Annotated in this window: 28 protein-coding genes; 24 read left to right on the forward strand and 4 right to left on the reverse strand. The window is 42.6% G+C overall.

Annotated features, from left to right (window positions below):
* Nucleotides 1–95: 95 nt before the first annotated feature.
* The gene (locus ACFQ0V_RS05515) at nt 96–458 is read right to left on the reverse strand and encodes a YugN family protein (protein WP_381010714.1); all 363 of its coding nucleotides are present in this window, start codon (nt 456–458) and stop codon (nt 96–98) included.
* 163 nt (nt 459–621) lie between these two features.
* Between ACFQ0V_RS05515 and ACFQ0V_RS05520 the strand changes: the two genes are divergently transcribed.
* Together ACFQ0V_RS05520 and ACFQ0V_RS05525 are read left to right on the forward strand one after the other, a co-directional pair.
* Nucleotides 622–1698: a CAP domain-containing protein gene (locus ACFQ0V_RS05520; protein WP_381010716.1), complete on the forward strand. Its 1077-nt coding sequence runs from the start codon at nt 622–624 to the stop codon at nt 1696–1698.
* A 12-nt stretch (nt 1699–1710) separates the two neighbouring features.
* The gene (locus ACFQ0V_RS05525; RefSeq protein WP_381010718.1) at nt 1711–2151 is read left to right on the forward strand and encodes a YlbF family regulator; all 441 of its coding nucleotides are present in this window, start codon (nt 1711–1713) and stop codon (nt 2149–2151) included.
* A 46-nt stretch (nt 2152–2197) separates the two neighbouring features.
* Here the strand turns inward: ACFQ0V_RS05525 and ACFQ0V_RS05530 are convergent, their stop codons facing one another.
* Nucleotides 2198–2962, reverse strand: coding sequence for a hypothetical protein (locus ACFQ0V_RS05530; RefSeq protein WP_381010721.1), 765 nt, complete (start codon nt 2960–2962; stop codon nt 2198–2200).
* Nucleotides 2963–3103: 141 nt separating this feature from the next.
* Between ACFQ0V_RS05530 and ACFQ0V_RS05535 the strand changes: the two genes are divergently transcribed.
* A complete protein-coding gene (locus tag ACFQ0V_RS05535; protein WP_381010724.1) occupies nt 3104–3376 on the forward strand; it encodes a YlbG family protein in 273 nt (90 codons plus the stop codon).
* A gap of 6 nt (nt 3377–3382) precedes the next feature.
* Here the strand turns inward: ACFQ0V_RS05535 and ACFQ0V_RS05540 are convergent, their stop codons facing one another.
* The gene (locus ACFQ0V_RS05540) at nt 3383–3778 is read right to left on the reverse strand and encodes a DUF7147 family protein (RefSeq protein WP_381010726.1); all 396 of its coding nucleotides are present in this window, start codon (nt 3776–3778) and stop codon (nt 3383–3385) included.
* A gap of 97 nt (nt 3779–3875) precedes the next feature.
* On the opposite strand from ACFQ0V_RS05540, the gene ACFQ0V_RS05545 reads away from it, so the two are divergent.
* The 4 genes from ACFQ0V_RS05545 (at nt 3876) to ACFQ0V_RS05560 (ending at nt 7518) form a co-directional block, all read left to right on the forward strand.
* Nucleotides 3876–5333 (forward strand): stalk domain-containing protein, encoded by a 1458-nt coding sequence (locus ACFQ0V_RS05545; protein WP_381011858.1) that lies wholly within the window; start codon nt 3876–3878, stop codon nt 5331–5333.
* A complete protein-coding gene (rsmD, locus tag ACFQ0V_RS05550; RefSeq protein WP_381010729.1) occupies nt 5330–5878 on the forward strand; it encodes a 16S rRNA (guanine(966)-N(2))-methyltransferase RsmD in 549 nt (182 codons plus the stop codon). The genes ACFQ0V_RS05545 and rsmD overlap by 4 nt, the downstream gene beginning before the upstream one ends.
* Before the next feature lie 5 nt (nt 5879–5883).
* A complete protein-coding gene (gene coaD, locus ACFQ0V_RS05555; RefSeq protein WP_381010732.1) occupies nt 5884–6369 on the forward strand; it encodes a pantetheine-phosphate adenylyltransferase in 486 nt (161 codons plus the stop codon).
* A 99-nt stretch (nt 6370–6468) separates the two neighbouring features.
* Nucleotides 6469–7518, forward strand: a complete 1050-nt coding sequence (locus ACFQ0V_RS05560; protein ID WP_381010735.1) for a SepM family pheromone-processing serine protease — start codon at nt 6469–6471, stop codon at nt 7516–7518.
* Here ACFQ0V_RS05560 and ACFQ0V_RS05565 read toward each other — a convergent pair.
* The gene (locus ACFQ0V_RS05565; protein WP_381010738.1) at nt 7515–8699 is read right to left on the reverse strand and encodes a nucleotidyltransferase; all 1185 of its coding nucleotides are present in this window, start codon (nt 8697–8699) and stop codon (nt 7515–7517) included. The genes ACFQ0V_RS05560 and ACFQ0V_RS05565 overlap by 4 nt on opposite strands.
* A 128-nt stretch (nt 8700–8827) precedes the next feature.
* On the opposite strand from ACFQ0V_RS05565, the gene ACFQ0V_RS05570 reads away from it, so the two are divergent.
* The 17 genes from ACFQ0V_RS05570 (at nt 8828) to ftsZ (ending at nt 24403) form a co-directional block, all read left to right on the forward strand.
* Nucleotides 8828–9355, forward strand: coding sequence for a YceD family protein (locus tag ACFQ0V_RS05570; protein ID WP_381010740.1), 528 nt, complete (start codon nt 8828–8830; stop codon nt 9353–9355).
* A gap of 36 nt (nt 9356–9391) precedes the next feature.
* On the forward strand, nt 9392–9565 hold the full coding sequence (gene rpmF, locus ACFQ0V_RS05575; protein ID WP_194561331.1) for a 50S ribosomal protein L32: 174 nt from the start codon (nt 9392–9394) through the stop codon (nt 9563–9565).
* Between the two features lie 137 nt (nt 9566–9702).
* A complete protein-coding gene (locus ACFQ0V_RS05580; RefSeq protein ID WP_381010743.1) occupies nt 9703–10554 on the forward strand; it encodes a ketopantoate reductase family protein in 852 nt (283 codons plus the stop codon).
* A gap of 9 nt (nt 10555–10563) precedes the next feature.
* Nucleotides 10564–10947, forward strand: a complete 384-nt coding sequence (locus tag ACFQ0V_RS05585; protein WP_381010746.1) for a DUF3397 family protein — start codon at nt 10564–10566, stop codon at nt 10945–10947.
* Nucleotides 10948–11019: 72 nt separating this feature from the next.
* Entirely contained in the window at nt 11020–12630 is a 1611-nt protein-coding gene (gene bshC, locus ACFQ0V_RS05590; RefSeq protein WP_381010748.1) for a bacillithiol biosynthesis cysteine-adding enzyme BshC, read from the forward strand.
* 227 nt (nt 12631–12857) lie between these two features.
* Nucleotides 12858–13286 carry a division/cell wall cluster transcriptional repressor MraZ gene (gene mraZ / locus ACFQ0V_RS05595; protein WP_381010751.1) on the forward strand — a complete coding sequence of 143 codons (429 nt, stop codon included), beginning with the start codon at nt 12858–12860 and terminating at the stop codon, nt 13284–13286.
* Nucleotides 13287–13303: 17 nt separating this feature from the next.
* Nucleotides 13304–14245 (forward strand): 16S rRNA (cytosine(1402)-N(4))-methyltransferase RsmH, encoded by a 942-nt coding sequence (rsmH, locus tag ACFQ0V_RS05600; protein ID WP_381011861.1) that lies wholly within the window; start codon nt 13304–13306, stop codon nt 14243–14245.
* A gap of 6 nt (nt 14246–14251) precedes the next feature.
* A complete protein-coding gene (gene ftsL / locus ACFQ0V_RS05605) occupies nt 14252–14641 on the forward strand; it encodes a cell division protein FtsL (protein WP_381010754.1) in 390 nt (129 codons plus the stop codon).
* Nucleotides 14642–14736: 95 nt separating this feature from the next.
* Complete coding sequence (locus tag ACFQ0V_RS05610) at nt 14737–16884, forward strand: penicillin-binding transpeptidase domain-containing protein (protein WP_381010757.1); 2148 nt, start codon at nt 14737–14739, stop codon at nt 16882–16884.
* Between the two features lie 14 nt (nt 16885–16898).
* Nucleotides 16899–17876 (forward strand): phospho-N-acetylmuramoyl-pentapeptide-transferase, encoded by a 978-nt coding sequence (gene mraY / locus ACFQ0V_RS05615; RefSeq protein ID WP_381010760.1) that lies wholly within the window; start codon nt 16899–16901, stop codon nt 17874–17876.
* On the forward strand, nt 17873–19231 hold the full coding sequence (gene murD / locus ACFQ0V_RS05620; RefSeq protein ID WP_381010763.1) for a UDP-N-acetylmuramoyl-L-alanine--D-glutamate ligase: 1359 nt from the start codon (nt 17873–17875) through the stop codon (nt 19229–19231). The genes mraY and murD overlap by 4 nt, the downstream gene beginning before the upstream one ends.
* 10 nt (nt 19232–19241) lie before the next feature.
* Entirely contained in the window at nt 19242–20030 is a 789-nt protein-coding gene (locus ACFQ0V_RS05625; protein WP_381010766.1) for a cell division protein FtsQ/DivIB, read from the forward strand.
* A 1-nt stretch (nt 20031) separates the two neighbouring features.
* Nucleotides 20032–20712, forward strand: coding sequence for a DUF881 domain-containing protein (locus ACFQ0V_RS05630; RefSeq protein WP_381010768.1), 681 nt, complete (start codon nt 20032–20034; stop codon nt 20710–20712).
* Nucleotides 20713–20714: 2 nt separating this feature from the next.
* The gene (locus ACFQ0V_RS05635) at nt 20715–21446 is read left to right on the forward strand and encodes a DUF881 domain-containing protein (RefSeq protein ID WP_381010771.1); all 732 of its coding nucleotides are present in this window, start codon (nt 20715–20717) and stop codon (nt 21444–21446) included.
* On the forward strand, nt 21447–21842 hold the full coding sequence (locus ACFQ0V_RS05640; RefSeq protein WP_381010773.1) for a small basic family protein: 396 nt from the start codon (nt 21447–21449) through the stop codon (nt 21840–21842).
* 59 nt (nt 21843–21901) lie between these two features.
* A complete protein-coding gene (gene ftsA / locus ACFQ0V_RS05645) occupies nt 21902–23224 on the forward strand; it encodes a cell division protein FtsA (RefSeq protein WP_381010775.1) in 1323 nt (440 codons plus the stop codon).
* A gap of 30 nt (nt 23225–23254) precedes the next feature.
* Nucleotides 23255–24403: a cell division protein FtsZ gene (gene ftsZ, locus ACFQ0V_RS05650; protein WP_381010776.1), complete on the forward strand. Its 1149-nt coding sequence runs from the start codon at nt 23255–23257 to the stop codon at nt 24401–24403.
* The last annotated feature ends 30 nt before the right edge of the window (nt 24404–24433 follow it).

The following is a 24433-nucleotide window of genomic DNA, read 5'->3' on the forward strand; positions in this document are numbered from 1 at the left end:
ATCTTCTATAACATTATAGCGAAGTCTCTTTCATTTGAATACTGTTAACAAAAGAAAAAGAGACCCACTCAAAAAGTGATGTCTCTTTAAACGAATTACGCTTGTACGTAAGGTTTTAAATCTTCTAATACTTGTTGTAACGTTTTTTCGCAATCTTTTACGAGGTTTTCAGGGAACACTTCATCTTCGCCATACTCTACGCCGAATGGGTAGTAGTGTTTGCCGAGTGCTGGTTTTTTAAGCGTGATTTCTGCTTGACCAGATCCGATGTCTCCATCTTCAGTGTATCCGAATACACGTAAGTAGTATGTACCTTCTTTGATGACATACTTTTTGTCAAATGTAATACGCTCGTAGTCCCACTGTCCATCAACGAAAAGGTCATGCTTGTGCATAATTTCTTTTAATAGACGTAAATCTACTACGAGTGACTCAAGCCCTGTATTTTCAATATACATTAATAAGTCCTCCTTTATAAATGGCGCAATCGTTCGCTTATACTTATTAATCATAGAACAAAACCTCAATAGTTGCAACGCATTTCTAAACTTTTTAAGAGACTGTTCACAAATTGGCAATAAAGTCGATTATACTATAGATAGAATGAGAGGAGGCGCCGATATGTGGAGAAAGTTTGTGTTCCCTTTTTTATTTATCGTCATCATTATCGTCGTTATGGAAACGATCAATGGTCAAATGAAAGAAAGTGAAATATTAAATAAGGAAGCTCAACAACCGACTCCGATTGGTCCGTCTATTTCTCATCAGTTTGAACAGTATGAGGAGTTGTTAGAACGTCCGAAAATTGGTTTGTCGACGTACGTATCCCATCCGATTGAAGAATGGATTGAGAAGTACGGAGAGCCTGCTCGCATTGAACCTTCTTTATATGCGTACAACTGGTACGTCTACCCGAAAATGCGCACGATGGTCGGTGTCAATGACGACGGGACGATCAATCAAATTTATACGATGAATGAACAGTTAAATACGGAGCCGTACAGCATTGATGAATCGCTTGAGCACGTTTTAAGCACGGCGATTTTAAATACGGAAGTCGCTTTTCAGCACAAAGATAATCAATATATTTTCACTTTGACACAAGAAGATATTCAAGAGCGGCTATTGCTCGCTTTTCAACAATTAAATATGCAAATTTATTTCGATGTGGAAGAAGAAAAAATTGAAGCGATTCGTTTTATCGATGATGCGACATTGCTGTTACATCAGCCGTACGATTTATATTATGAAGGAACGGTATCCCCACGACCACCTGTTTCGAGTGAACAGTCGAGTGATGTGTACCGAGCGGCAGAAAGACAACTCGTCGATTTGTCCAATTGGCTGCGTCTATCCCATGCGCGTAAAAAACTAGAGACGGATTACAGTTTGACTGTATTTGCGAGACGGATGAGCGAGCAGTTTGTGCTCAGTGCATTGACAGAAGAGAAAGCGGACAGTTTGCCAAATCGGTTAAAACAATTTAACATTAAACATGAGAAGGCAGGAGAAAATACAGCGTTCTCATCTGGAGATGCGATTGAAGTGATGCACGGGTTTTTAAATTCTCCAGAACATCGCAAAGTGATGCTCTCGGATCAGTATACGCATATAGGAGCGAGCGTTTACGGCAATTATTACGTGCTCGAATACATTTACAAAACGCCAAATCCAGCGGAATATGAAGAGATGAACTAGGGGGAGTACAATATGACGGAAGAATGGCTCGATATTTTGGAAGCTAGCGACGTGCTCGCAGCCCAAATTGTACAGTCTGACCTCGCACAACGATACTTTAATGCGAAACGAGCAGTTTATGAAGATGAACAGCTCGTTCAACATATAGAGCAGTTTTTGAACATGAAAGAGCGCTATGAGGAAGTGCAACGCTTCGGCAAATATCATCCGGATTATCGTGAAGTGATGACAGCTGTGCGCAAACAGAAGCGGGCGCTCGATTTAAATGAAAAAATCGGGAATTATCGTCTTGCAGAAACGAAGTTGCAAGAAATGTTAGATCTCGTCGGATATACGTTAGCCCAAGCGGTATCTGATAATGTCGCTGTCGATAGCAGCAATCCATTTTTCGAAACGAGCTCTTGTGGAGCAGGTTGTGGGTCAGGCGGCGCTTGCAGTTGTTCGGCATCGTAAAAAAGACTGAATCGTGAACGTTCACGATTCAGTCTTTTTATATGAATTAATGATGAAATGAGATCGTTCCGATAATCGATGGTGTTGTTTCAACTTCTTGGTCGTCCACTTCGATCATCACTTGAACGTTCAACTGATTTAAAAAGTGAATGAAACGTTGTTGATGTGCGCGCAATAAGTTATCTTTTAAGCGAATGATGGCGATATCGGCATTCGGTTGATATAAATGTCCGAGTGCGCTCGAATACGCAGCATATGCTTTTTTCACTTCGTCTTCTGTTGCGACGAGGACGACTTCATTTTGCGCATATAAATTGAATCGGTCGAGCTGTTCTTCATACTCGCTCGCAATAATTACCGAGTCGCAACGATCCGTCTTCTCGATGAACTCCCACAATTTCGACGGGATTAAACTCCCTTCAAAACTGCTCGGCTCATCGCCAATCATAATGAATAAAATGCGGTCATTCAATCGTTCGTGCAATTCATCCAGCAAGATGAATTGTGGATAGTCAGCAGTTAATTGCTCCGCCGTGCGGTATTTAATTTCACCGAGCGGAAGCGGTTCTGTTACTGGAATTGTCGTAGCGACGAGTTGTTCGTCTTGCGTGACATATACCGTCGTTGCGAACTGTTCATCGCTTTGCAACGTGTTTAACTGTGAGCGTACAGCAATCGGTAGTTTGTCATTTTGAAATAATGCTTTCGTGTCACGCGGTGTGCGTTTTACAATCGCTTTCGATGCTGCCCAAGCAGCTACACCTGCACCGACTGCGCCTAAAGTAATAGCCACTTTCGTTTTGTTTTTCATGGAAGGTCCTCCTCGTATTGCCAATCCTCTTCGCACTTATTGTACCATTGTAAATGAATCGTCATCAATTGTCAGCCGAATGCAGTTGCGACAAAATTCGTTTTTATGGTATTGTAAAGAGTAAGAAGAGAGGGGATTTAATTGGTTGAACGTCAAGGTTTAATCGTTTATATTAAACAATTAAAACATGCGAAATCGTTACGGAAATTCGGTCATGTTCACTACATATCTCGCAAGATGAAATATGTACATTTATATACAGATCTCGATGACAATGCGCGAGTGAAAGAACGAATTGAAAAATTACCATTCGTGAAAAAAGTCGAAGTGTCATACCGACCGTTCGTCGATACTGAATATGAAACAGTCCGACCAGATAAGGCGAAAGAATACGATTATAAAATCGGACTGTAACTAGGTCTATTGGAGTGGTGGTAATAAATGATTCATTCTTAAAATGCCTGTCACGTACTGATAATACAGTTCATACTCTTCAAAATGAGAAGAATGTTTAATCGCAACTTGAATCGGAGTCACATTACAAGCTTCACAGTTTTGTTCGAATAATGTGAGGCGCTTCGACGGGTTCTCTACATCATATGGGATGCCTTCTAAGCAAATGTAGATCGGCATAAATTGACTGCCACCTGCTGGTTTGAATGCGACGGCGAACGAGCATACCGCTTTACCTTCGTGCTCTGTCAATAATAAGAATGCGTGATGAATGCGTTTTTCATTCGTTTTCATCAATTCAAACAACTCGTAAATATCACCATATCCGTGACCGAGTTTAATAAATTGTTCGTTAATTAACATCGTCAGTCGTTTCCTTTCTATAAAAAACTTCGTAATTATGCTCTATCATAACATGAAAATTAGCAACATCGAAAGGGGTGCTTGTTCGTTGAAATTGATGGGTCGAATATTTTTCGTTTTGCTCATTATTAACGCAGCGTTATTGTACGTTCATTATAGCAATTCAGCAGTAGCAGATGGCTATGATAAAAATGCGCTGACGTACTCGCAAGAAATTGAAGTACAATATGACGGTAAGCAGTTTATCGTCACGCATCATTTCACAAATTTGGCGCCGCTCGATTATGACATCGAATGGCCAAAAGGCAGTAGCGATATCGCGTGTGTTGAAAGTGAAATAACACAATGTACACGTTCGGATGAACAATTATCTAAAATTGTCGCAGGTGAAGCGACTGAACAAACATATCGTTACACATTACCGAAGCCAGAAGCAGTACAAGGAGTTTTTGAAGTGGGACAGCCATTTGCGAAAATTGCGAATGCTGCTCCGCAACTCACGACGGTACATATCGTAGATGAAACGACGAGTGGCGGGATGTGGGTGACAGGTTTAGAGCAGATCGGTACGCATCAGCTTGAAGACTTCCATTACTTTTTATTCGCAGGTGTTGGAGAAGTGACCGATTTATTTTGGCAACAAGAAGTGACACCACTCGCTCACCGTGGTGAACGATTCACGCTATTCGATCGAGCGGTGACAGATGAAGAGTTCGGAGAGCATATCGATGAATTGCTCACACAGTTTAAGTCGAAACATATGACAGTCGTTTTGCATCAAGGGAATCACAACATTGAAGCGAATCGCTACGTCGCGCTCCCAGAATCAGAAAAGGAAAATATCGCGAACGTACTCTTTACGAAAAGCGTCCAAACCGCTTACGGCATTCCTTTAGAAGAACGCAAAATTGCTGAGCTTGTCGGGTCCATTTTATTAGAACAACCAATCGGAACTCCACCAGCGAATGCAGCGTATGGTAAGTTGACGGAAACATTAGCGGCGGACGATCTCGTTCGTTTAGAAAATGCTTTGCGCGAACCGCAAGAAGAACCGTTAACGGCAGAGCGTTTTGATCAATTAGTCGGCTCTGCGTCGCATTCCGAAGTGAACTACTTTAGCGAAATGTTAGCGGGCCAAACACCGGAGCACTTATTGCTTTACGAACCGAAAGAAGTAGTGCACGGTGAGAAAGTGTTAGAAGGTGTGCAGCCGATTAAAATGAAAGGGCAATTGTATTATCCTTTACGTCCTTTACTTGCGGCATTCGATTATGAAGTGACGTCGGATGAGCAATCGATCCATGTGAAAAGCGAAGACGAAACATTCCGTTTTTCATTGATTGATTCTTTTTATGTGTATCAACAGAAGCGTGTCAATTTAAGACAGTCGCCATACATGCTCATTAACGGTCAATACTATTTTGAAGAGCAATCGCTATTGCGTATTTTCAAACTTATTTTTGAACATCATGAAGATGAAATCCAAGTGAGCTCATTACGAGCGGTCATCGAAGAAGCAGTGGAAGATGAGGAAGAAGGAAGTGCAAAAAGTTGAGAATTATCGCAGGAACGTGTCGCGGCATGAAATTGCAAACATTGCAAGGCGAAACGACACGCCCGACATCAGATAAAGTGAAAGAATCTTTATTCAATCGAATCGGCCCTTATTTCGACGGTGGCATCGTCGTCGATTTATTCGGTGGAAGCGGGGCGCTCGCGTTAGAGGCGTTATCTCGCGGAGCGGAACATGCCTACATTTTTGAAAGCGACCGCCGTGCTTTAACGACGATTCGTCAAAATGTCGAAAAGAGTAAAATGACGAGTCGCGTAACGATCGTTCCGAGTCGTGCTGAAAAGAGCATCGACTACTTACAGCGACGTCAAGTGTGCGTCGATTACTTATTCCTCGACCCACCGTACGAAAAAACAGAATACTACGACCTGATTTTACAGTTTGTCGAAATGGAAATTATGTGTCATAATGCAACTATCGTATGTGAACATATGAGCTCGTACACATTGCCTGAACATTACGGAACATTCCAACGTTCGAGCGAGAAAAAATATGGTGCGAGTACAATTTCTATTTACACGGAGTGAAAAACATGTCAACTATAGCAGTAGTTCCAGGTAGTTTCGATCCCATTACGAATGGTCATCTCGACATCATCGCTCGAGCGTCTAAAATTTTTGAAAATGTGCGCGTCGTCGTCATGCATAACTCGGCGAAAAAAGGATTGTTCACCGCTGAAGAGCGAATCGAACTCATCCGTGAAGCGACGAGCCATTTTCCGAATGTGAAAGTCGAGACGTCAGCGGGATTGTTAATTGATTACGTTAATCGGATCGGTGCAACGGTCATCGTACGTGGCTTGCGAGCGGTGAGTGACTTTGAATATGAAATGCAAATCACATCTGTGAACCGTGTGCTTGATGATGAGATTGAAACGTTTTTCGTCATGACGAAAAGTCAATATTCATTTTTAAGTTCGAGCATCGTTAAAGAAGTGTCACAGTATGGTGGAGATATTTCTGCACTCGTTCCACGCAATGTGGAGCTCGCATTGCGCGAAAAATATAACCAAAATTAAAGGACCATCATCGAAGGAGAGCGAGCCATCTTGTGCCAGCGTAACAAACAAGAACGTAGCGCTCACTTTCGATGATTTTTATTAGAAAGGAGTCTTCCTGTGAGAAAGCACATCATCCGTTTTATCGCTATGTTTTCGATTTTAGTCGTCCTCGCTTTTTACCCTTTAAATTATTACATTTCGAAACCAGGCGGCGCTTATGAATTGCAACCACTCGTAACAATCGAAGAGACGCATCCTCAGCCGAAAGGGCTTTTTCATTTAATGACGATTTCGATTGCGAAAGCGACTCCTTTAACGTATCTTTACGCCCAATTATCGAAAGAAATGGACGTGCTTCCCGTCACTTCTGTTAAACAGGAAGAAGAAGACGATGAGGAATACTCCATCCGTCAAAAAAGATTAATGTACAACTCGCAAAATAAAGCGAAAATTGTCGCGTTCAATCGTGCGAAACGAGAGTATGAAGTGAAGTACGACGGTATTTATGTCATCGGAGTGGTGAAAGGGAGCGCCGCGGAAGGAATTATCCGCCCGGGCGACACGATCGTTCAAGTGAACGATTTTCCGCTAACCGAAAAGCAAACATTTCACCCTTATATCGAAAAGATGTTAAAAGGAGATCAAATTACGTTAGTCATTGAACGCAATGGTAAACAATTTGAAAAAGACATTACATTAGCCGAATTGCCGAATCGTCCTGGAAAAGTCGGACTCGGTATTCGTTATGAAGATAACGAAATCGTCGAGACGAATCCGAATGTCGTCTTCGAAAGTTCGAGCATCGGAGGTCCGTCGGCTGGTTTAATGTTCACGTTAGAAATTATGAATCATTTACAAGATAATGACTTGACGAAAGGCTATTCCGTGGCGGGGACGGGAGAGATTTTAGAGGATGGTTCTGTCGGAAGAATCGGCGGCATCGATTTCAAAGTCATTGCTGCACATAAACAAAAAATCGATATTTTCTTCGCGCCAGACGATGTCGTATCGAAAGAGATGCAAGCACAGTATCCCGATTTACGGTCAAACTATGAAGTAGCTGTCGAAACGGCAGAGCGTTTGAAAACGCCGATGCAAATCGTTCCGGTACGCACGATTGACGATGCGCTTGACTATTTAGAACAATTGCCACCGAAAGCATCTTAAAGGCGCACCGGTGGCATAGCGTAATCGACATGAATCGAGCGACAGTGGTTCGGGCTGTTCATCACTTGAGCATACAAGCTCGTTGCACGACAGTCGAGAGCGATTTGTTCATCGCTCACTTGTTTTACATTTGTAATGAGCGGAATGGAACGTTTCGGATTGTTTCTTTTCAGCCACTCGCGTCCGATGTCCGAAAATCCGAGCACGCGTGCATATTGTATCGTATCTGCTGGATCGCTCGGTGTACCGACGAGGAGATGGACGAGCATGCGTTGAATCGCTGTCCACGTAAACCGTTTCGTCTTCACGAACTGCATGAACGATTCGAACGTATCACATTCGCTCGCTGCTGCTACCATCCGATGTTCAATTCCTTCTCGCATGAGGAAGGTAGAACCGATCTTTTCAGGAGCGTTACGCAACAGTAAAAAGCGTAAAAAAGGATAAAAATGGTCCCATTTTCCGAAAAGAGTCGTATGTTGTTCATACTGTTGTAACGTGTCAAATGTCGATTTTGGCACGACGCGTTCAATATTTTCCTGTTCTTTCTGGAAAAGCGCTCGGCGGATCGCAGTGGCGCTAGCGATCGCATCATAGAGAGCAGGGTCGTGATAATGCGCTTGTTTGCGCAAAACGGTATGAATGTCTAGTGGTCGTCCGAGTTTTTCATTCGCGACAGCATAATGGAAGCCTAAACTGTTATTCGGTTCTGCGATTGCTAGTTCGGTATCGACCGCTCGTTGAAATGCTTCATTGAAAGCGCGCGGATACGATATGCCTGTTTCAAGTAAAGTTCTCGCCTTTCGTTGAATGACATCTTCTGCAACGACGTACTTTTCAGCAGCTTGCTGAAAAGAAGTAGACTTGCCGTCTTCGCTTCCGAAGCTGATCGCATCGACACCTATTTGAGCGAGTGTCGCGACGCCACCATAAGCAAATTCATGCGCTGCACTGACAGCGAAGCGAAAAGGAAGTTCGATGACGACATCGATGCCACTCGCGAGCGCTAGTTTTGTTCTCGTCCACTTGTCCAGTAGGGCTGGTTCTCCTCTTTGCAAAAACGAACCGCTCATTACCGCAACGATCGCATCCGGTTGAAGCGAGCGTTTAATTTCTTGAACTTGATGGTCATGTCCGTTATGAAATGGATTGTATTCTGAAATAATTCCAACAGTTTGCATAAGCGCTCCTTTCACGTTAAAATAGTTTCTTTTCATTATAGAATGAGAATGGAAGAGTGACAAGAAATTATCTTGACATGATGCTTTTGGCGGTATATAATCAACATTGTTGTCTTGAGGTGATAGGCATGAAATGGTCCATTCATCAATTGCGAAAACATCGAGGCGATCGTGTCCCACTCGATCAAGTGATTGATTTAAAATCAATCATTCAACGAGATGACTCGATTCGCGCAATCGGCCCGATTCGACTAACAGGTTATGCTGAGATTGAGAAAGATTGCATCGATCTTCAACTTCATATCGAAGGAGAAGTGACTGTTCCTTGTGCACGCACGTGGGAAGATGCAGCGTGGTCGTTCGCACTCGACACGTTTGAACGCTTTAGTTGGGAAGAAGACCTTCTCCAACGCGATGAGACGATACATCCTGTAGAACAAAATACAGTCGATGTACGATCGATACTAGAAGATTTGATCATCGTTTCGATTCCGCTACAAGTGTATGCGGAAGGCGCGGAAGACTTGACGTATAAAGAAGGTAAAGGCTGGACGTATATGTTGGCGGAAGAGCAAGAAGAAGCGGTTGAAGAAGAGCAAAAAGTCGATCCAAGACTTGCTGCCCTTGCGAAATTGTTGCAATCTGACGAAGAATAGATTGTATTTTGATTAATTTAAAGGAGGTGCCCGAACATGGCAGTACCAAAGCGTAGAACTTCTAAAAAAGTTAAAAACCAACGTCGTACGCACATTAAATTGAGCGTTCCAGGTATGACTGAATGTGATAACTGTGGTGAGATGAAATTATCACACCGCGTATGTAAATCATGTGGTCACTACAAAGGAAAAGAAGTTGTTGGCGAATAATTAGTCGCTAAAACTTGAGATATAGTATCTCCAAAATTGCTAAGAGACCATGGCTCTTAGCAATTTTTTTGTATCCTTTTTTCCTTTTCTACGTTCAAAAGTTATTTTGACTGTAGAAAAGGAAAGGAGTGCATTTGATGCGACAAGTGACGATTATCGGAGGGGGTTCCCTCGGTTTACTATTTACACATCTCTTTATAGAAAGAGGATGGGACGTTCAACTCGTCGTCCGCCGAGAAGAGCAAAAAGAGCGCCTGATGAAAGAGGGAATGACGTATCGCAAAGAAGGAGAAGTGCGAACGTACGACGTATCGGTGACGACTGCGCTTCAGAAAAATCGCGACGGTCTTTTTTTATATGCGATGAAATACGATGACCTCGTCCCACTTTTAACGGACTTACCGAAAGGTCCGAAACTGTTTATTCAAAACGGTATCGCGCATTACGACGCTTTACGTGATGAGCCGAACTGCTTTTTCGCAACGGTTGAACACGGTGCGAAACGGGTAGGAGAAACAGAAGTAATTCATACGGGAGAAGGGCGTCTCCGCTTAGCAAAAGGCGAGCCATCAGACGTGTTGCAAAGTTTAGAAGACTTATTCATAATAGAAACGATTGAGCCCGAACAGTTATTGTTAGAAAAAGTGATCATCAACAGTTGCATTAACCCGTTGACGGCACTTCTTCGTGTACCGAATGGGCATCTCGTCGAAAGCCCGTCTGCTAAACGAGCGATGCGTGACGTGTACGAGGAGTTGATGAGTGTATTGCCGAATATGCAAGCAATCGTTCCTTTTGAACAAGTTTGCACCGTTTGCGAACGGACGGCAACGAACGATTCATCGATGTTCGTCGATATACAACGAGGGCGTAAGACGGAGTTAAATACGATTGTTCGTCCTATATTACAACGAGGACGTAACAACGCTATTCCAACACCACGTCTTGAAATACTTTATGAGCTGCTTACTAGCTTGCAAGAAAGGTGACGGTCATCCTTGATTATACAGACGATTTTAGCGGTCAGTTTAATGTTTCCGCTCATTCCATTTATTTTATTTTTCATCGTGTTCGCCCTTCTTTTTAGAAAAGGAAAGCGTGCGCTTCATTGGAGTGCGGATTTGACGACTGTCGTATTATTTATTTCGAATTATTTATTGCTCGTACTTTGGACGAAAGAATATAGCCTACTCATTCTCGGAACGAGTTATTTATTCATTGCTCTTTTATATGCGATTCGTGAATATCGTAAAGAGTCAGACTTTTTATGGAGACCGTTATTGCGTAAATTGTGGCGTATCTATTTTATTTATGGAGTCGCACTTTATTTCACACTAATGATCGTGACGATGCTAACTCGTGCAATAGGTTACTCGTTATAAGTCCGCTCGCTACCATATGAAACGGACCTTTGATATACTTTCGATAAGTAATGATGTGAGGAGAATGAATGGATGAAAGTGATAGAGTTACTAAATAGACCGAAGCAAGCGATCATACAAGCGTATGAAACAGCTGACTTTCAAAAGGACTATTTTCAATATGAACGAACAGATTTAGGGGAACGTCAACGTTTACAAAAGATTGACGATACTTCTTTCAATAGAGAAGCGCTTCAAAAAGTGATTGCTCAATTTATGAAACAATATCGGACGAGTGAACGAATCGAGCATCATCTCGAACAAATCACTCACCCAGAAGCGGTATTCGTCGTCGGTGGACAGCAGGCTGGTCTTTTAACCGGTCCTCTTTATTCTGTCCATAAAGCGATTTCCGTTATTTTGTATGCGAAAGAGCAAACGGAACGTTACGGTCGCCCGTTCATCCCGTTATTTTGGGTAGCGGGAGAAGATCATGATATCGATGAGATTAATCATATGTACGTGGAGAAAAATGGCCAGCTTCATAAAGCGGTATATCCTGAACGCTCTCCTTTAAAAAAGATGGCGACTCAGACAGAATTTGACCGTGAAACGATGCACAGCTACGTCGATCAAATGATTCGTACATTCCGTGAAACGACGTATACGAAAGAAATTTTACGCCAATTGCACGAAGCGGTCGATGCGACGGATAACTACACGTCATTTTTCGTCTATTTAATGAATGAATTATTTAATGAAGCAGGCTTACTCTACATCGATGCAGCGTATGAACCGTTCAAACAAATTCAAGTCGACGCTTTAATTCAACTCGTCGAACGTAATGAAGCGATTGCGGAGTCAGTCGTTAAAAAAGAACAACAATACGCAGAAGCGATGGGTCAAAAGCCGTTACAAGCGACATTGGACAATGCGCATTTATTTTATGTCCACGATACAGGGCGTCTTTTATTGAAACGAGAAGGCGAGCAGTTCATATATGAACCTCTTCAACTTCGCTGGTCAAAAGAAGAAATAATCGAAGAAATAACACAACACCCTGAACGCTTCAGCAATGACGTCGTAACACGTCCAATCATGCAACAAATGATGCTTCCGACATTCGCTTTTTTAGCAGGTCCAGGAGAACTCGCTTATTGGGCGACGTTGAAAGAAGCTTTTCAAGCAGTGGATGTAGCGATGCCTTTACTCATTCCACGCCATTCGATTACACTCGTGCCACGAGATGTACAATATGCGCTTCAACAACTGGACATACCGGTTGAAAAATCGCTCGATCAACGTTACGATCTATTGATGGAACGTCATATGGAAAAAGCGAAAGACGAACAATTTCTCGCAGCTTTACACGAAGCGAAAAACAACTTAGAACAAGCGTTACAACAGTTACAACAAACAGCGCCGACGCCGAGTGTACAGCGAGTGTTACAAAAAAATAAACAATATCACGAAAAACAATTCGACTATGTCGAACAGTTTTACGACCGAGAAATCGCTTTGCAAGAAGAGACGATGATTCGTCGCCTTCGAACGGTGGAAAGACAACTTCTTCCGGAAGGAGCACCGCAAGAAAGAATGTATACACCGTATTATTATGTGAACGAATACGGATTAGACTTGATTGAAAAATTGTTAAAAAATTACTACTCTTGGAATGATTGTCATAAAATCGTCATATTATAAATAGAAAATAAAAATGAAATGAACTCCTCTCTTTTTTAAGAGAGGAGTTTTATTCTGAAAATATATAAATTTATCTTAATTAAAGGAAAAAAATAAGTTTCAAAACGATTGAAATAATGTATTTCAATGAAACGAGTTACTATCGATTTATTTTAAAATAATATCATATAATTTGTGGTGGAAAGTGGGGGAATGTGGTACATTATATGTATATTGGGGTGATTCATATGTTCATGGGGGAACACGTTCATACGATCGATTTAAAAGGGCGAATTATTATCCCTGCAAAATTTCGTGAACATTTGAATGACGGCTTTATATTGACGAGAGGTATGGACGGTTGTCTATTTGGATACCCGCCGCAAGAATGGATACAATTTGAAGAGAAGTTAAAAAAACTATCCATCGCAAAGAAAGATGCGCGGGCATTCACTCGATTTTTCTTTTCGGGTGCAACGGAAGTGAAAATCGATAAACAAGGCAGAATCAATATACCGACGACGTTGAGACAGCATGCAGCACTTGAAAAAGAATGCGTCATCATCGGCGTTTCCAATCGGATTGAAATATGGTCACAAGATCGTTGGGATGAATACTTTACGATGAGTGAAGATGCATTCAACGATATTGCAGAAAATTTATTTGATTTTGAATAATAGAGGAGGCGGTTTCCCTGTTTGAACACGTAACGGTTTTATTAAATGAAGCCGTCGAACAACTAAACGTAAAAGAAAATGGCATTTATGTCGATTGCACGTTGGGTGGAGCAGGCCATAGCGAAAAGATTGCGGCCCAACTTTCAGGTGCGGGGCACTTATATTGTTTCGACCAAGATGAAACAGCGATCGAGCATGCGAAAGAGAAGTTGCAGCCGTATGCTGAACACGTCACATTCATCCACTCAAATTTTGAATGGATTGAAGAAGAACTTGCCAAGCGTGGTGTAACGAAAGTGGACGGAGTATTGTATGACTTAGGTGTTTCGAGTCCGCAGTTTGACGTTCCAGAACGCGGTTTCAGTTATCGCTTTGACGCGCCACTCGATATGCGAATGGACCAAACGCAAGCGCTCACAGCACGTGAAGTGATCAATGACTGGACGTATGAAGAACTCGTCCGTATTTTTTTCCGTTACGGAGAAGAGAAGTTCGCGAAGCAAATTGCGCGTAAAATTGAACAAGCGCGAGAAGAAGCACCGATCGAGACGACATTTGAACTCGTCGAACTGATCAAGCTCGGAATTCCAGCACGTGCACGACGCACGGGAGGACATCCAGCAAAAAAAGTGTTTCAAGCTGTGCGAATTGCGGTAAATGATGAGTTAGGGGTTGCGGAACGTTCCATCGCGAAAGCCTTAACATTGTTAAATGAAGAAGGACGCATCGCTGTCATCACATTCCACTCTTTAGAAGATCGCTTGACGAAAGCGATGTTTAAAGAAGTGACGACATTGCCAGACTTACCACCGAACTTACCGGTCATTCCGGACGATATGAAATTATCGTATCGACTCGTGAATCGCAAGCCGATTATCCCGAGTGAAGAAGAGATTGAGAATAACAATCGTTCGCGTTCAGCGAAGTTGAGAGTCATCGAAAAAATAGTAAAGGAGTGAAGATAAATGGGTTTACGTCAATACGAACAATACATCGAACAACATGAAATTGAAGAGATTATTGAACAACCGCATACAGACCCCACCCCCGGCCCTTCGAAAAAGTCTCACAAAAAGAGAAAGGCCGTATCCAAGGGTGAGAAGATTTTATTTATCTTATACTCTGTCTTTACTGTTTTTTGCGGGACAATCTTGTTGCACAATCAAGCACAATTAAATGAGATCAATAGAGAAGTGCACTCGATGTCGATCGCAATTAACGATATCCAAAAAGAAAACGGACAATTGTTAATTCAAATTAACGAAAAATCATCTTATGAACGCATTTGGCAAAAGGCGAAAGAACGTGGCTTACATTTAAATGAGAGTAACGTAAAGGTCGTGCCAGGACGATGAAAAAAAATTTTCGATTCCAATGGGGAGCCTTTCTACTAGTAGTATTCTTTGTAGGCTTCTTTTTTATATTGTTTTTCAGAGTGACATTTATTCAAATGACAGGTTATGCAAAAGGCCAAGAGTTGACGGAAATGGCGAAAGAGAAATATGCGCGTGAATTCATTTTGCAAGGAGAGCGCGGCGAAATTGTCGATCGCAATGAACAACTGATCGCAACAGATACGCTGAGCTACCGTCTCGTCGCAGTCGTTAAGCCAGACCCATCAACTGAAAGGTCAGGCATCAATTACCATGTCGTCGACGCTAAAAAGACGGCTAGTGTACTCGCTCAATTTATCGACATGCCTGAACAAAAAATTTACGACATTATCCAAAAAGGAATCGATGAAGTGGCAGCAGGTAAATCCCGCTACCAAGTTGAATTCGGAAAAGCAGGTCGTGAAATTGGAATTGAGGAAGCGGAAGAGTTAGCCCAAGCAGTCGAAGATGAAGAGCTGACGGGTGTTTCACTCATCGAAGAAAAGAAACGCTTTTATCCGAATGGTATTTTCGCCTCTCATTTAATCGGCTATGCAACGAAGGAATTAAATGAAGAAGACAAGAAATACGAAACGACCGGTAAAATGGGAATCGAAAAAGTGTACAATGATGTGCTACGTGGACAGCCAGGATCTATCAACTATCAATCGGACCGTTGGGGCTTCGTCTTAGCAGGAACGAATCGAATCGTTGAACCAGCGAAAAAGGGCGCACAAATTAAATTGACGCTCGACAACACGCTTCAAAACTTCACGGAAGATGCGATGAATGAAATGATGATGCAATACAAACCGAAAAAAGCACTCGCTGTCATTGCGAATGCGAAAACAGGTGAAATTTTAGCGATGTCACAACGTCCGACATTCGACCCTGAAACGCGTGAAGGATTGACCGATAGCTGGTTGAATGAAGCGATTGAAAATACGATTGAACCAGGTTCAACGATGAAGATGTTTACACTAGCTGCCGCGATTGAAGAAGGCAAGTGGCGCCCGAACGATTATTTCAAGTCAGGATCGTACAAAGTGTATGATAAAACGATCAATGACGTAAATAAGCACGGTTGGGGAACGATTTCGTTTTTAGAAGGCTTTCAGCGTTCGAGTAACGTATCGATGGCCTACTTGTTAGAACGTATCGGTGACCGTCGCTTCATCGAATATTTAGAGGATTTCGGATTCGGTAAGCCGGTAGGAATCTCTTTACCGAATGAAGCGCCTGGAATTATATTGGATCGTTATCCAGCAGAACGTGTGACGACCGCTTACGGTCAAGGGTCCACGGTCACACCGCTACAAATGATTCAAGCGGCGACGGCCATTGCGAATGACGGTAAAATGATGCAACCGTACATTATCGATACGATTACCGATCCGAACACGGGCGAAGTCGTCACGAAAAATGAACCGCATCAAGTCGGCACACCCATTTCGGCAGAAACGGCAAAAGAAGTGCGTGACGTGTTAGCATCTACTGTGACAGCACCGCACGGAACGGGACAAAGTTATGCTTTGCCGACGTATGACGTAGGGGGAAAAACGGGAACAGCGGAAATTCCGCATCCGGATCGTCCAGGTTATATGAGTGGCGGAAGTAACTACTTATTCTCTTTCTTAGGTATGGCGCCGATTGATGACCCAGAATTAATTATGTTCGTCAGCGTGCAACAACCGATTACGAAGCCAGGAGAATACGGGTCAGTTCCTGTTGCGAAAGTGTTTACGAACGTGATGGAAAGTGCTTTAAAGTCACTGAACGTCGCTCCGAATGAAGTCGCACCAATCGAAGTGAAAGCGAATGAAAACTATGTCGGAAAATCATCCGATACAGCGGTACAACAATTGAGAGAATCAGGCTTCACACCGATCGTGATCGGTGAAGGTGGAGAAGTGACGGAACAGTATCCATCGGAAGGAACGGAACTGCCACCGAATACGTTCGTATTATTGAAAACAGCGGGAGACAGTACACTTCCGAATTTCGACGGTTGGTCGAAAAAAATGATTCTTTCCTACAAAGCGCTTTCTAATTTAGATATTCGCATCGCGGGAGAAGGATATGTGACCGAACAAAACTTAGGAGAAGGAACGCGCGTGACGAAAGATGATCCAGTCGTCATCCAATTAAAGCGTCCTGAACAAAAATACGAAACACCTCCACAAGAAGAAATAGAAGAGGAACAAGAATTACAAGAAGATGAGTAAGAAGGAGTAAGACGATGTCAACTGTACAAAATTTGACGATAGTTATCGCGACACTCGCATTAACGATCGTAATCGGATATGCGATTATCCCGATACTACACAAAATGAAATTCGGGCAAACAATCCGAGAAGAAGGTCCGAAAGCGCACCAACAAAAAGCAGGAACACCGACGATGGGCGGTTTGATTTTTTTTGCTTCGATAACAATTAGTACATTAATTTTTAGCTTCCTCTATGACGTTTGGTCAACGGAAGTTTGGATCATGCTCATCGTATTTATCGGGTATGGCCTCATCGGGTTTTTAGATGATTTTATTATCGTCGTGATGAAAAGAAATTTAGGTTTAACTTCTTTACAAAAACTAATAGCGCAAATCGTCGTAGGGGTGATTGCTTACTTCTTACTTCGACAATCCGAATATTTCGATACAGCAATCGCGATTCCGTTCACTTCTTGGACGATTGACCTCGGTATATTTTACGTCGTCTTTCTCGTCTTCTGGCTCGTCGGTTTTTCAAATGCGATCAATTTAACGGACGGTTTAGACGGTTTAGTCGGCGGAACGACATTTTTCACATTTACCGCTTTTGCATGGATTGCTTATGCGGCGGATGTGGTCAGTGTGACGTTCGTCTCAATCATTACAGCAACTGCGATGATCGGCTTTTTATACTTCAATCGCAAGCCGGCGAAAGTGTTCATGGGGGATACAGGCTCACTTGCGCTAGGTGGCTTAATTGCGACAATTTCAATACTGTTGAAAATCGAATTGTTACTGTTATTGATCGGTCTCATTTACGTCATTGAAACTTTATCCGTCATCATTCAAGTGATCAGTTTCAAAACGACGGGAAAACGCGTATTCAAAATGAGTCCGATACATCATCATTTTGAATTATCAGGTTGGTCAGAGTGGCGAGTCGTCTTGACATTTTGGTTCGTGTCATTCATCAGTGCGCTAATTGCTGTCCTACTGGAGGTATACGTATGAAGCACATTACAACTTTAAAAAATAAAAAAGTACTCGTTCTCGGACTAGCGAAAAGCGGTTTTTCCGCAGCGAAAATGCTTCATGAATTAGGCGCAATCGTGACGGTGAACGACTTTGCAAAGCTACAAGGGGATGAACACGCGACGACGCTCCGCAATTTAGGAGTGGAAGTGATCGGTGGTGGTCATCCCGAAGAAGTGCAAAACGGTAACTTTGATCTCGTCGTCAAAAATCCAGGCATCCCGTATACGAATGTCGTCATCGAAAAGATGGTTGAGCGCGACATTCCGATTTGGACGGAAGTCGAACTCGCCTATTTAATTAGCGAAGCTCCGATTGTAGGTATCACTGGTTCCAACGGAAAAACGACGACGACGACATTGCTTTACCACTTATTAAACATCGATGGCAAGCAACCGCTCATCGCGGGAAATATCGGCACAGTCGCAACGGATGTCGCAGAACATGCGAAAGCAGACCAGACGATGATTACAGAATTGTCTTCATTCCAACTAATGGGCATCGACCAATTTCGTCCACGCATCGCGATATTGACGAACTTGTATGAAGCGCATCTCGATTATCATGGAACGAAAGAACAATATATTGAAGCGAAAGCGAACTTGTTCAAAAATCAAACGGCTGACGATTTTTTAATTTACAATGCCGACCAAGAAGAAGTCGTTCGCGTGGCGGAACAGACAGAAGCGCAATTGTATCCATTTTCTCGCAAGCGTATTTTAGAGCGCGGAATGAGTGCGGACGATGAGATGATTTATTGGAACGGAGAGCCTTATTTAAAAAGAGCACTCATTAAAATTCCGGGCGATCACAATTTAGAAAACGTCCTCGCTGCAACGGCCGCTGCGCTACTTATGAATTGTTCGAAAGAAACGGTAGAAGATGTACTGAGTTCATTTACCGGAGTGAAACATCGCATGCAGTTCGTCTTAGAACAAAATGGGATTAAATTTTATAACGACTCGAAAGCGACGAACACGCTCGCGACGAAAAGCGCATTGCAATCGTTTAAAAATGCGCCTATTTTACTCATCGCAGGCGGGCTAGAGCGCGGCCATTCATTCGAGGAATTACGTCCTTACATGGACAACGTGAAAGCGGTCATTACGTTCGGAGAAACGAGGCGACGTTTCGCTCAATTTGCTGAAGATTGCAAAGTTCCGATTGTTGAAACGATGGAGACGATGGAAGAAGGTGTTGCAAGAGCGATGACCCATGCAGAAAAAGGAGATGTCGTATTGCTCTCCCCATCTTGCGCAAGTTGGGACCAGTACGGCAGCTTTGAATTGCGAGGAGAAGCCTTTATCGACGCCGTGATGAAATTGACGAAGTGAGGTGTTTGTCATGTCGACGGTTGTAGATATACAAGATAAAATTCCAGAACTCGTCAAAAAGAAAAGACGGCGACTCAATCGTCGTTTTTACACATTTGTCGTCATCATTTTATTGCTTTTACTAACGCTCATTTACTTCCAAACAGGTTTGAGCGATGTGAAAGAAGTCGACGTGTACGGCGCATCTTTAGCAGAACCAATCGAATACGTTGAAGAGAGTGGTATTCGAATGGGGGATTCGATTTGGGGATTGGAATTGAAAGAGATTGAACGACAACTGATGAAAATGCCGACTGTGAAAGCAGTTGAAGTGAGCCGCAGTTGGAATCGAATCGTCTCATTGAAAATTCAAGAGAAAATTCCTGTCGCTTACATTGAAACAGAAGGGCTGTTTCAGTTGATGCTGGAAGACGGAACGGAACTTCCTTACGTGCACAATCAAATGACGCGCAAAATTCCAATTATTTCTCAATTTGAAACGCTCGAACAGAAGCAGCAAATCGCTGCGCAACTGTTGCAAATTGAAGATGCCGTGTTCGAACTCATTTCAGAAATCATTATCACGCCGACCGACTACGAACTAAAAGTACGTCTATATATGGATGATGGGAATGAAGTGCATACGTTAATGAGTAATTTAGCCGAGCGCTTAACTTACTACCCACAGCTTGTGACCCAGCTCGGACCTGAAGAAAAAGGAGTATTCGATTTGGAAGTCGGTGCTTATTTTACATCGTATGACAAGCTATATGGAGGAAGTGAAAACAATGAGCAGCAAGAAGAGGTCGAAGAAGAATAGTGTGAGACAAATTTGGTTTTCTGTCGTCTTTTTAGTGCTAGGTTTCATTTTCGCTTTCTCATACAAAACACTCGGCATTAACAATCAGCAAGACAATTACCAACCGCTCGCTTATTTGCGTGAAGAGCAATATCGTGAAGAGTTGCTTCGTTTGCAAGAGCGCAATAAAGAACTTTACGAAGAATTGGAAGAAAAAATGCGCGAAGTGATGGACATTGAACATTCGTTCATGCATGAAGAAGATCGCCATACGAATTTGATTGAAGAAGCTGAACAATTACGTTTATTACTCGGACTCGTGCCAGCACAAGGAGAAGGTGTGAAAGTGACGTTAAAAGATGCCGACTACGACCCGCTTACGCAAAACCCGAACGACTACATCGTTCACGAAAGTCACGTACTGCGCGTCGTCAATGAATTGAAAATTGCGGGAGCGGAAGGGATTGCGATTAACGGACAACGATTGACAGCTAATTCATCGATAAAATGTACAGGACCGGTCATTACGGTCGATGGTAAAACATTTCCCGAACCGTTCGTCATCGAGGCAGTCGGCTCACAAGAAGTGTTGCAGTCATCTTTACAATTGCGTGGAGGCGTACTAGATTCACTTGAACAAGATCACATCGTCGTGTCTGTTGAAGAAAAAGAGATTATGTTACCAGCATTGAGGGAAGGGTAGTGATGAAAATAAAACCAAAAGTGAGCATCGCCCTCCTGCTCGTCGTGTCGCTCGTCGGTTTTATGTTGGCTGTCCAGTACAACTCTTTAAATCATCAACCAGCAGAGCGAGATACACGAGATATTTGGGCAATTCGGAATGAAATTGCCGAACAGAAACAAGCGCAATCCGAGCTGTTAAAAGAAATACGAGATATGGATCACACATTATATACGTATGAACGGGCAAAATCAGAAGACCCTGAAATGGCTTTAATCGAAACGGTAGACGACTTAAAAAAGCGAGCGGGCTTCACTTCTTTAACAGGTCCAGGAGTCGAAATTGAAATTCAACCATCGCCAGAAAGTATCGCTTTAGGTTTACCGATCGAAACAATACAAGCCGATTTGTTGACTCGTTTCATCAATGATGTGAATCGTATGAGCGGTTTAATTATCGAAATTGATTCGAAACGTTATACGATTTTAAGTGCAATTCGAGATATTAATGGTGTGACGACAGTGAATGGTTTGAATGTAAAGAACCCACCCTTTACAATAAAGATTGTAACGGAAACATTTGAGGACAGTGAGAAAGTGTACAACTACTTACTCGCATCTCCATTACACGATGATTTTTACATCGATAATCTCATAATTGATATTCATGAACCGAGTGAGCAAATCGAATTAAATGGTTGGACGGAACAGGTTGAGATGATGTACTTACAACAACTTCCGAAGGAGGACGATTAAATGTGGCTACCATTGCTCGGTTTACTCATAGGGATTTCTCTCGGATTGTTGTCTGACCTTCAAATCCCATCTGTGTACAGCAACTATTTATCGATTGCCGTATTGGCAGCATTAGATACTCTATTTGGAGGGATTCGTGCACACCTTCAACAAGTGTACGACGATAAAATATTTATATCTGGTTTCTTCTTCAACATTATACTCGCAGCGAGCTTAGCCTTTCTCGGAGTACACCTCGGAGTCGATCTTTATTTGGCGGCCGTGTTTGCTTTCGGAGTACGCCTGTTCCAAAATATTGCGATCATCCGTCGTATTTTGTTGACGAAATGGTCCGAGCGAGCTGAAGAAAAGAAACGAGGAGAGATAGAGGAGAGTCAGGATATTGAAAAACTTTAGACAATGTAAGAAAAATGCAATAGAATATAGTATGCAATCATTTGCAGGAGGTGTGAAGAATGGATGAATCAGAATATTATGCAGCGCTCGATATCGGATCGTCGACAGTGAAGTTACTCGTCGGAAAAGTAGCGGATGACACGGTGCATGTCATCGGTGTGACGGAGGTCGCGTCAAAAGGCATTCGTAAAGGGACGATTATCGATATAGAAGCGACAGTAAAATCGATCAAACAAGTTATTGAAGAAGCAGAACGAATGATGAATGTGAAAGTGTCTGAAGTCGTTCTCGGAATACCTGCAAATGACGTACAGTTCCAAAAAGCGAAAGGTGTCGTTGCGATTAACAATGACAATCGTGAAATTACGGATGATGAATTGCACCGCGTGATTGATTCGGCACAACTCATGTCTGTATCACCGGAACGCGAAGTGTTAAACATCGTCCCGAAACAATTTATCGTCGATGACTATGATGAAATTAAAGATCCGCGCGGTATGCTCGGAATCCGGTTAGAATTGGAAGGGACTTTAATTACGACGTCTAAAACATTGCTTCACAACATTTTACGTTGTGTCGACAAAGCGGGCGTCCAAGTACGTGAAATTTATTTGCAATCATTGGCAGCGGGAACATTCGCTCTCACAGAAGATGAAAAAAATCACGGTGTCGCCTATGTGGACATCGGTGGCGGTATTACGACAGTTACGGTATTTAAAGATAACCATATCGTCGGCAGCTCTGTCATTCCAGTCGGTGGCGATAATATGACGAAAGATTTATCTATCGTATTAAAAACATCGACAGAAGAAGCGAGAAAAATTAAATATCATTACGGCCACATGTATGTGGAAGATGCTTTAGATGACTGGATTGAAGTACCTGTAATCGATCAAGATAAACATGAGAATATAAGCCAAAAATATGTCGCTGAAATTTTAGGCGCTCGTATGGAAGAGCTATTCGATTTAATTATTGATGAATTGTATAATATGAATGTGACAGATTTACCAGGAGGCATTATTTTAACAGGTGGCGCAACGAAAGTGGAAGGCATTTTACATTTAGCGCGTGACGTGTTCCAATTGCGTGTACGTTTACATGCACCACCGTATATTGGCGTGCGAGATCCGAAATATACGACAGCAGTGGGGCTCATTCAATATGCAGCGAAAGACGATCAATTTTACAATCGCTCTTACGTACCTGCTCAAGATTTCAAACAACCACAACCGTCAAATGAAAATCAACAGTCACAATCTGATTTTTACGAAGATGAAGATTTTTATGATTACGATGATGAGTATGAACAAGAGAAGAAAGAAAAGAAGGAAGGCTTATTTAGCAAAACAAAAAAGCTATTTAACAATTTCTTTGATTGATTACGTAGGTAATATTTAGGAGGAGAGACGATGCTTGAATTTGATATGAATGACGAAGCGCTAGCGGTCATAAAAGTAATTGGAGTTGGTGGAGGAGGTAACAACGCGGTCAATCGTATGATTGAACATGGAGTAAGAGGGGTAGACTTTATTGCAGTGAATACCGACGCTCAAGCGTTAAATTTATCATCTGCTGACATTAAACTTCAAATAGGCGGGAAGTTGACAAGAGGATTAGGAGCAGGAGCGAATCCAGAAGTAGGTAAAAAAGCAGCAGAAGAGAGTAAAGAGCAAATCGAAGAAGCGTTGCAAGGGGCGGATATGGTATTCGTCACAGCAGGAATGGGTGGAGGAACTGGAACAGGGGCAGCGCCAGTCATCGCTCAAATTGCGAAAGATCTCGGAGCTTTAACAGTAGGAGTTGTGACGCGTCCGTTCATGTTTGAAGGGAAAAAACGTGCGACACAAGCAGCTGGTGGAATTGCAGCGATGAAAGATGCTGTCGATACACTCATCGTCATTCCGAACGATAAATTACTCGAAATTGTCGATCGCAATACGCCGATGCTCGAAGCGTTTAAAGAAGCGGACAACGTACTTCGCCAAGGGGTACAAGGGATTTCTGACTTAATCGCAGTACCAGGACTCATCAACTTAGACTTCGCTGATGTGAAAACGATCATGAGCGACAAAGGTTCAGCATTGATGGGAATCGGGATGGCAACAGGGGAAAATCGTGCGACAGAAGCGGCGAAAAAAGCGATTTCAAGCCCGCTTTTAGAAACGTCAATCGACGGAGCGCGCGGTGTATTAATGAACATTACAGGTGGCTCGAACTTAGGACTTTACGAAGTGCAAGAAGCAGCGGACATCGTTGCGGCAGCGAGCGACCAAGAAGTGAACTTAATTTTCGGTTCGGTCATTAACGAAGAATTAAAAGAAGAAATTGTCGTCACAGTCATTGCGACAGACTTCAATAAAGATCGTGAAGTGAAGATGCCACAGTCGTCACAATCGACATATACACAACCGAAAAAGATGGTAGAACCTACACCGTCACAACAGCCACAACAACAGGCACCTGTTCATTATGAAGAGCCGAAGAAACAAGAAGTAGACAAAACGGAAGACATGTTAGACATTCCACCATTTTTACGCAATCGCAATCGCCGTCGATAATGTTTAGCATGTGTACGAAAAATGTAGAAA

Origin of the sequence: Savagea faecisuis (assembly GCF_042675605.1) — a bacterium.
Taxonomy (GTDB): domain Bacteria; phylum Bacillota; class Bacilli; order Bacillales_A; family Planococcaceae; genus Savagea; species Savagea faecisuis.

Coding starts and splice junctions, on each gene's coding strand:
- ACFQ0V_RS05515 (WP_381010714.1), bottom strand. CDS start 458: ATGTATATTGAAAATACAGGGCTTGAGTCACTCGTAGTAGATTTACGT.
- ACFQ0V_RS05520 (WP_381010716.1), top strand. CDS start 622: ATGTGGAGAAAGTTTGTGTTCCCTTTTTTATTTATCGTCATCATTATC.
- ACFQ0V_RS05525 (WP_381010718.1), top strand. CDS start 1,711: ATGACGGAAGAATGGCTCGATATTTTGGAAGCTAGCGACGTGCTCGCA.
- ACFQ0V_RS05530 (WP_381010721.1), bottom strand. CDS start 2,962: ATGAAAAACAAAACGAAAGTGGCTATTACTTTAGGCGCAGTCGGTGCA.
- ACFQ0V_RS05540 (WP_381010726.1), bottom strand. CDS start 3,778: ATGTTAATTAACGAACAATTTATTAAACTCGGTCACGGATATGGTGAT.
- ACFQ0V_RS05545 (WP_381011858.1), top strand. CDS start 3,876: ATGGGTCGAATATTTTTCGTTTTGCTCATTATTAACGCAGCGTTATTG.
- coaD (WP_381010732.1), top strand. CDS start 5,884: ATGTCAACTATAGCAGTAGTTCCAGGTAGTTTCGATCCCATTACGAAT.
- ACFQ0V_RS05565 (WP_381010738.1), bottom strand. CDS start 8,699: ATGCAAACTGTTGGAATTATTTCAGAATACAATCCATTTCATAACGGA.
- ACFQ0V_RS05570 (WP_381010740.1), top strand. CDS start 8,828: ATGAAATGGTCCATTCATCAATTGCGAAAACATCGAGGCGATCGTGTC.
- rpmF (WP_194561331.1), top strand. CDS start 9,392: ATGGCAGTACCAAAGCGTAGAACTTCTAAAAAAGTTAAAAACCAACGT.
- ACFQ0V_RS05580 (WP_381010743.1), top strand. CDS start 9,703: ATGCGACAAGTGACGATTATCGGAGGGGGTTCCCTCGGTTTACTATTT.
- bshC (WP_381010748.1), top strand. CDS start 11,020: ATGAAAGTGATAGAGTTACTAAATAGACCGAAGCAAGCGATCATACAA.
- mraZ (WP_381010751.1), top strand. CDS start 12,858: ATGTTCATGGGGGAACACGTTCATACGATCGATTTAAAAGGGCGAATT.
- ftsL (WP_381010754.1), top strand. CDS start 14,252: ATGGGTTTACGTCAATACGAACAATACATCGAACAACATGAAATTGAA.
- ACFQ0V_RS05610 (WP_381010757.1), top strand. CDS start 14,737: ATGACAGGTTATGCAAAAGGCCAAGAGTTGACGGAAATGGCGAAAGAG.
- mraY (WP_381010760.1), top strand. CDS start 16,899: ATGTCAACTGTACAAAATTTGACGATAGTTATCGCGACACTCGCATTA.
- murD (WP_381010763.1), top strand. CDS start 17,873: ATGAAGCACATTACAACTTTAAAAAATAAAAAAGTACTCGTTCTCGGA.
- ACFQ0V_RS05625 (WP_381010766.1), top strand. CDS start 19,242: ATGTCGACGGTTGTAGATATACAAGATAAAATTCCAGAACTCGTCAAA.
- ACFQ0V_RS05635 (WP_381010771.1), top strand. CDS start 20,715: ATGAAAATAAAACCAAAAGTGAGCATCGCCCTCCTGCTCGTCGTGTCG.
- ACFQ0V_RS05640 (WP_381010773.1), top strand. CDS start 21,447: ATGTGGCTACCATTGCTCGGTTTACTCATAGGGATTTCTCTCGGATTG.
- ftsA (WP_381010775.1), top strand. CDS start 21,902: ATGGATGAATCAGAATATTATGCAGCGCTCGATATCGGATCGTCGACA.
- ftsZ (WP_381010776.1), top strand. CDS start 23,255: ATGCTTGAATTTGATATGAATGACGAAGCGCTAGCGGTCATAAAAGTA.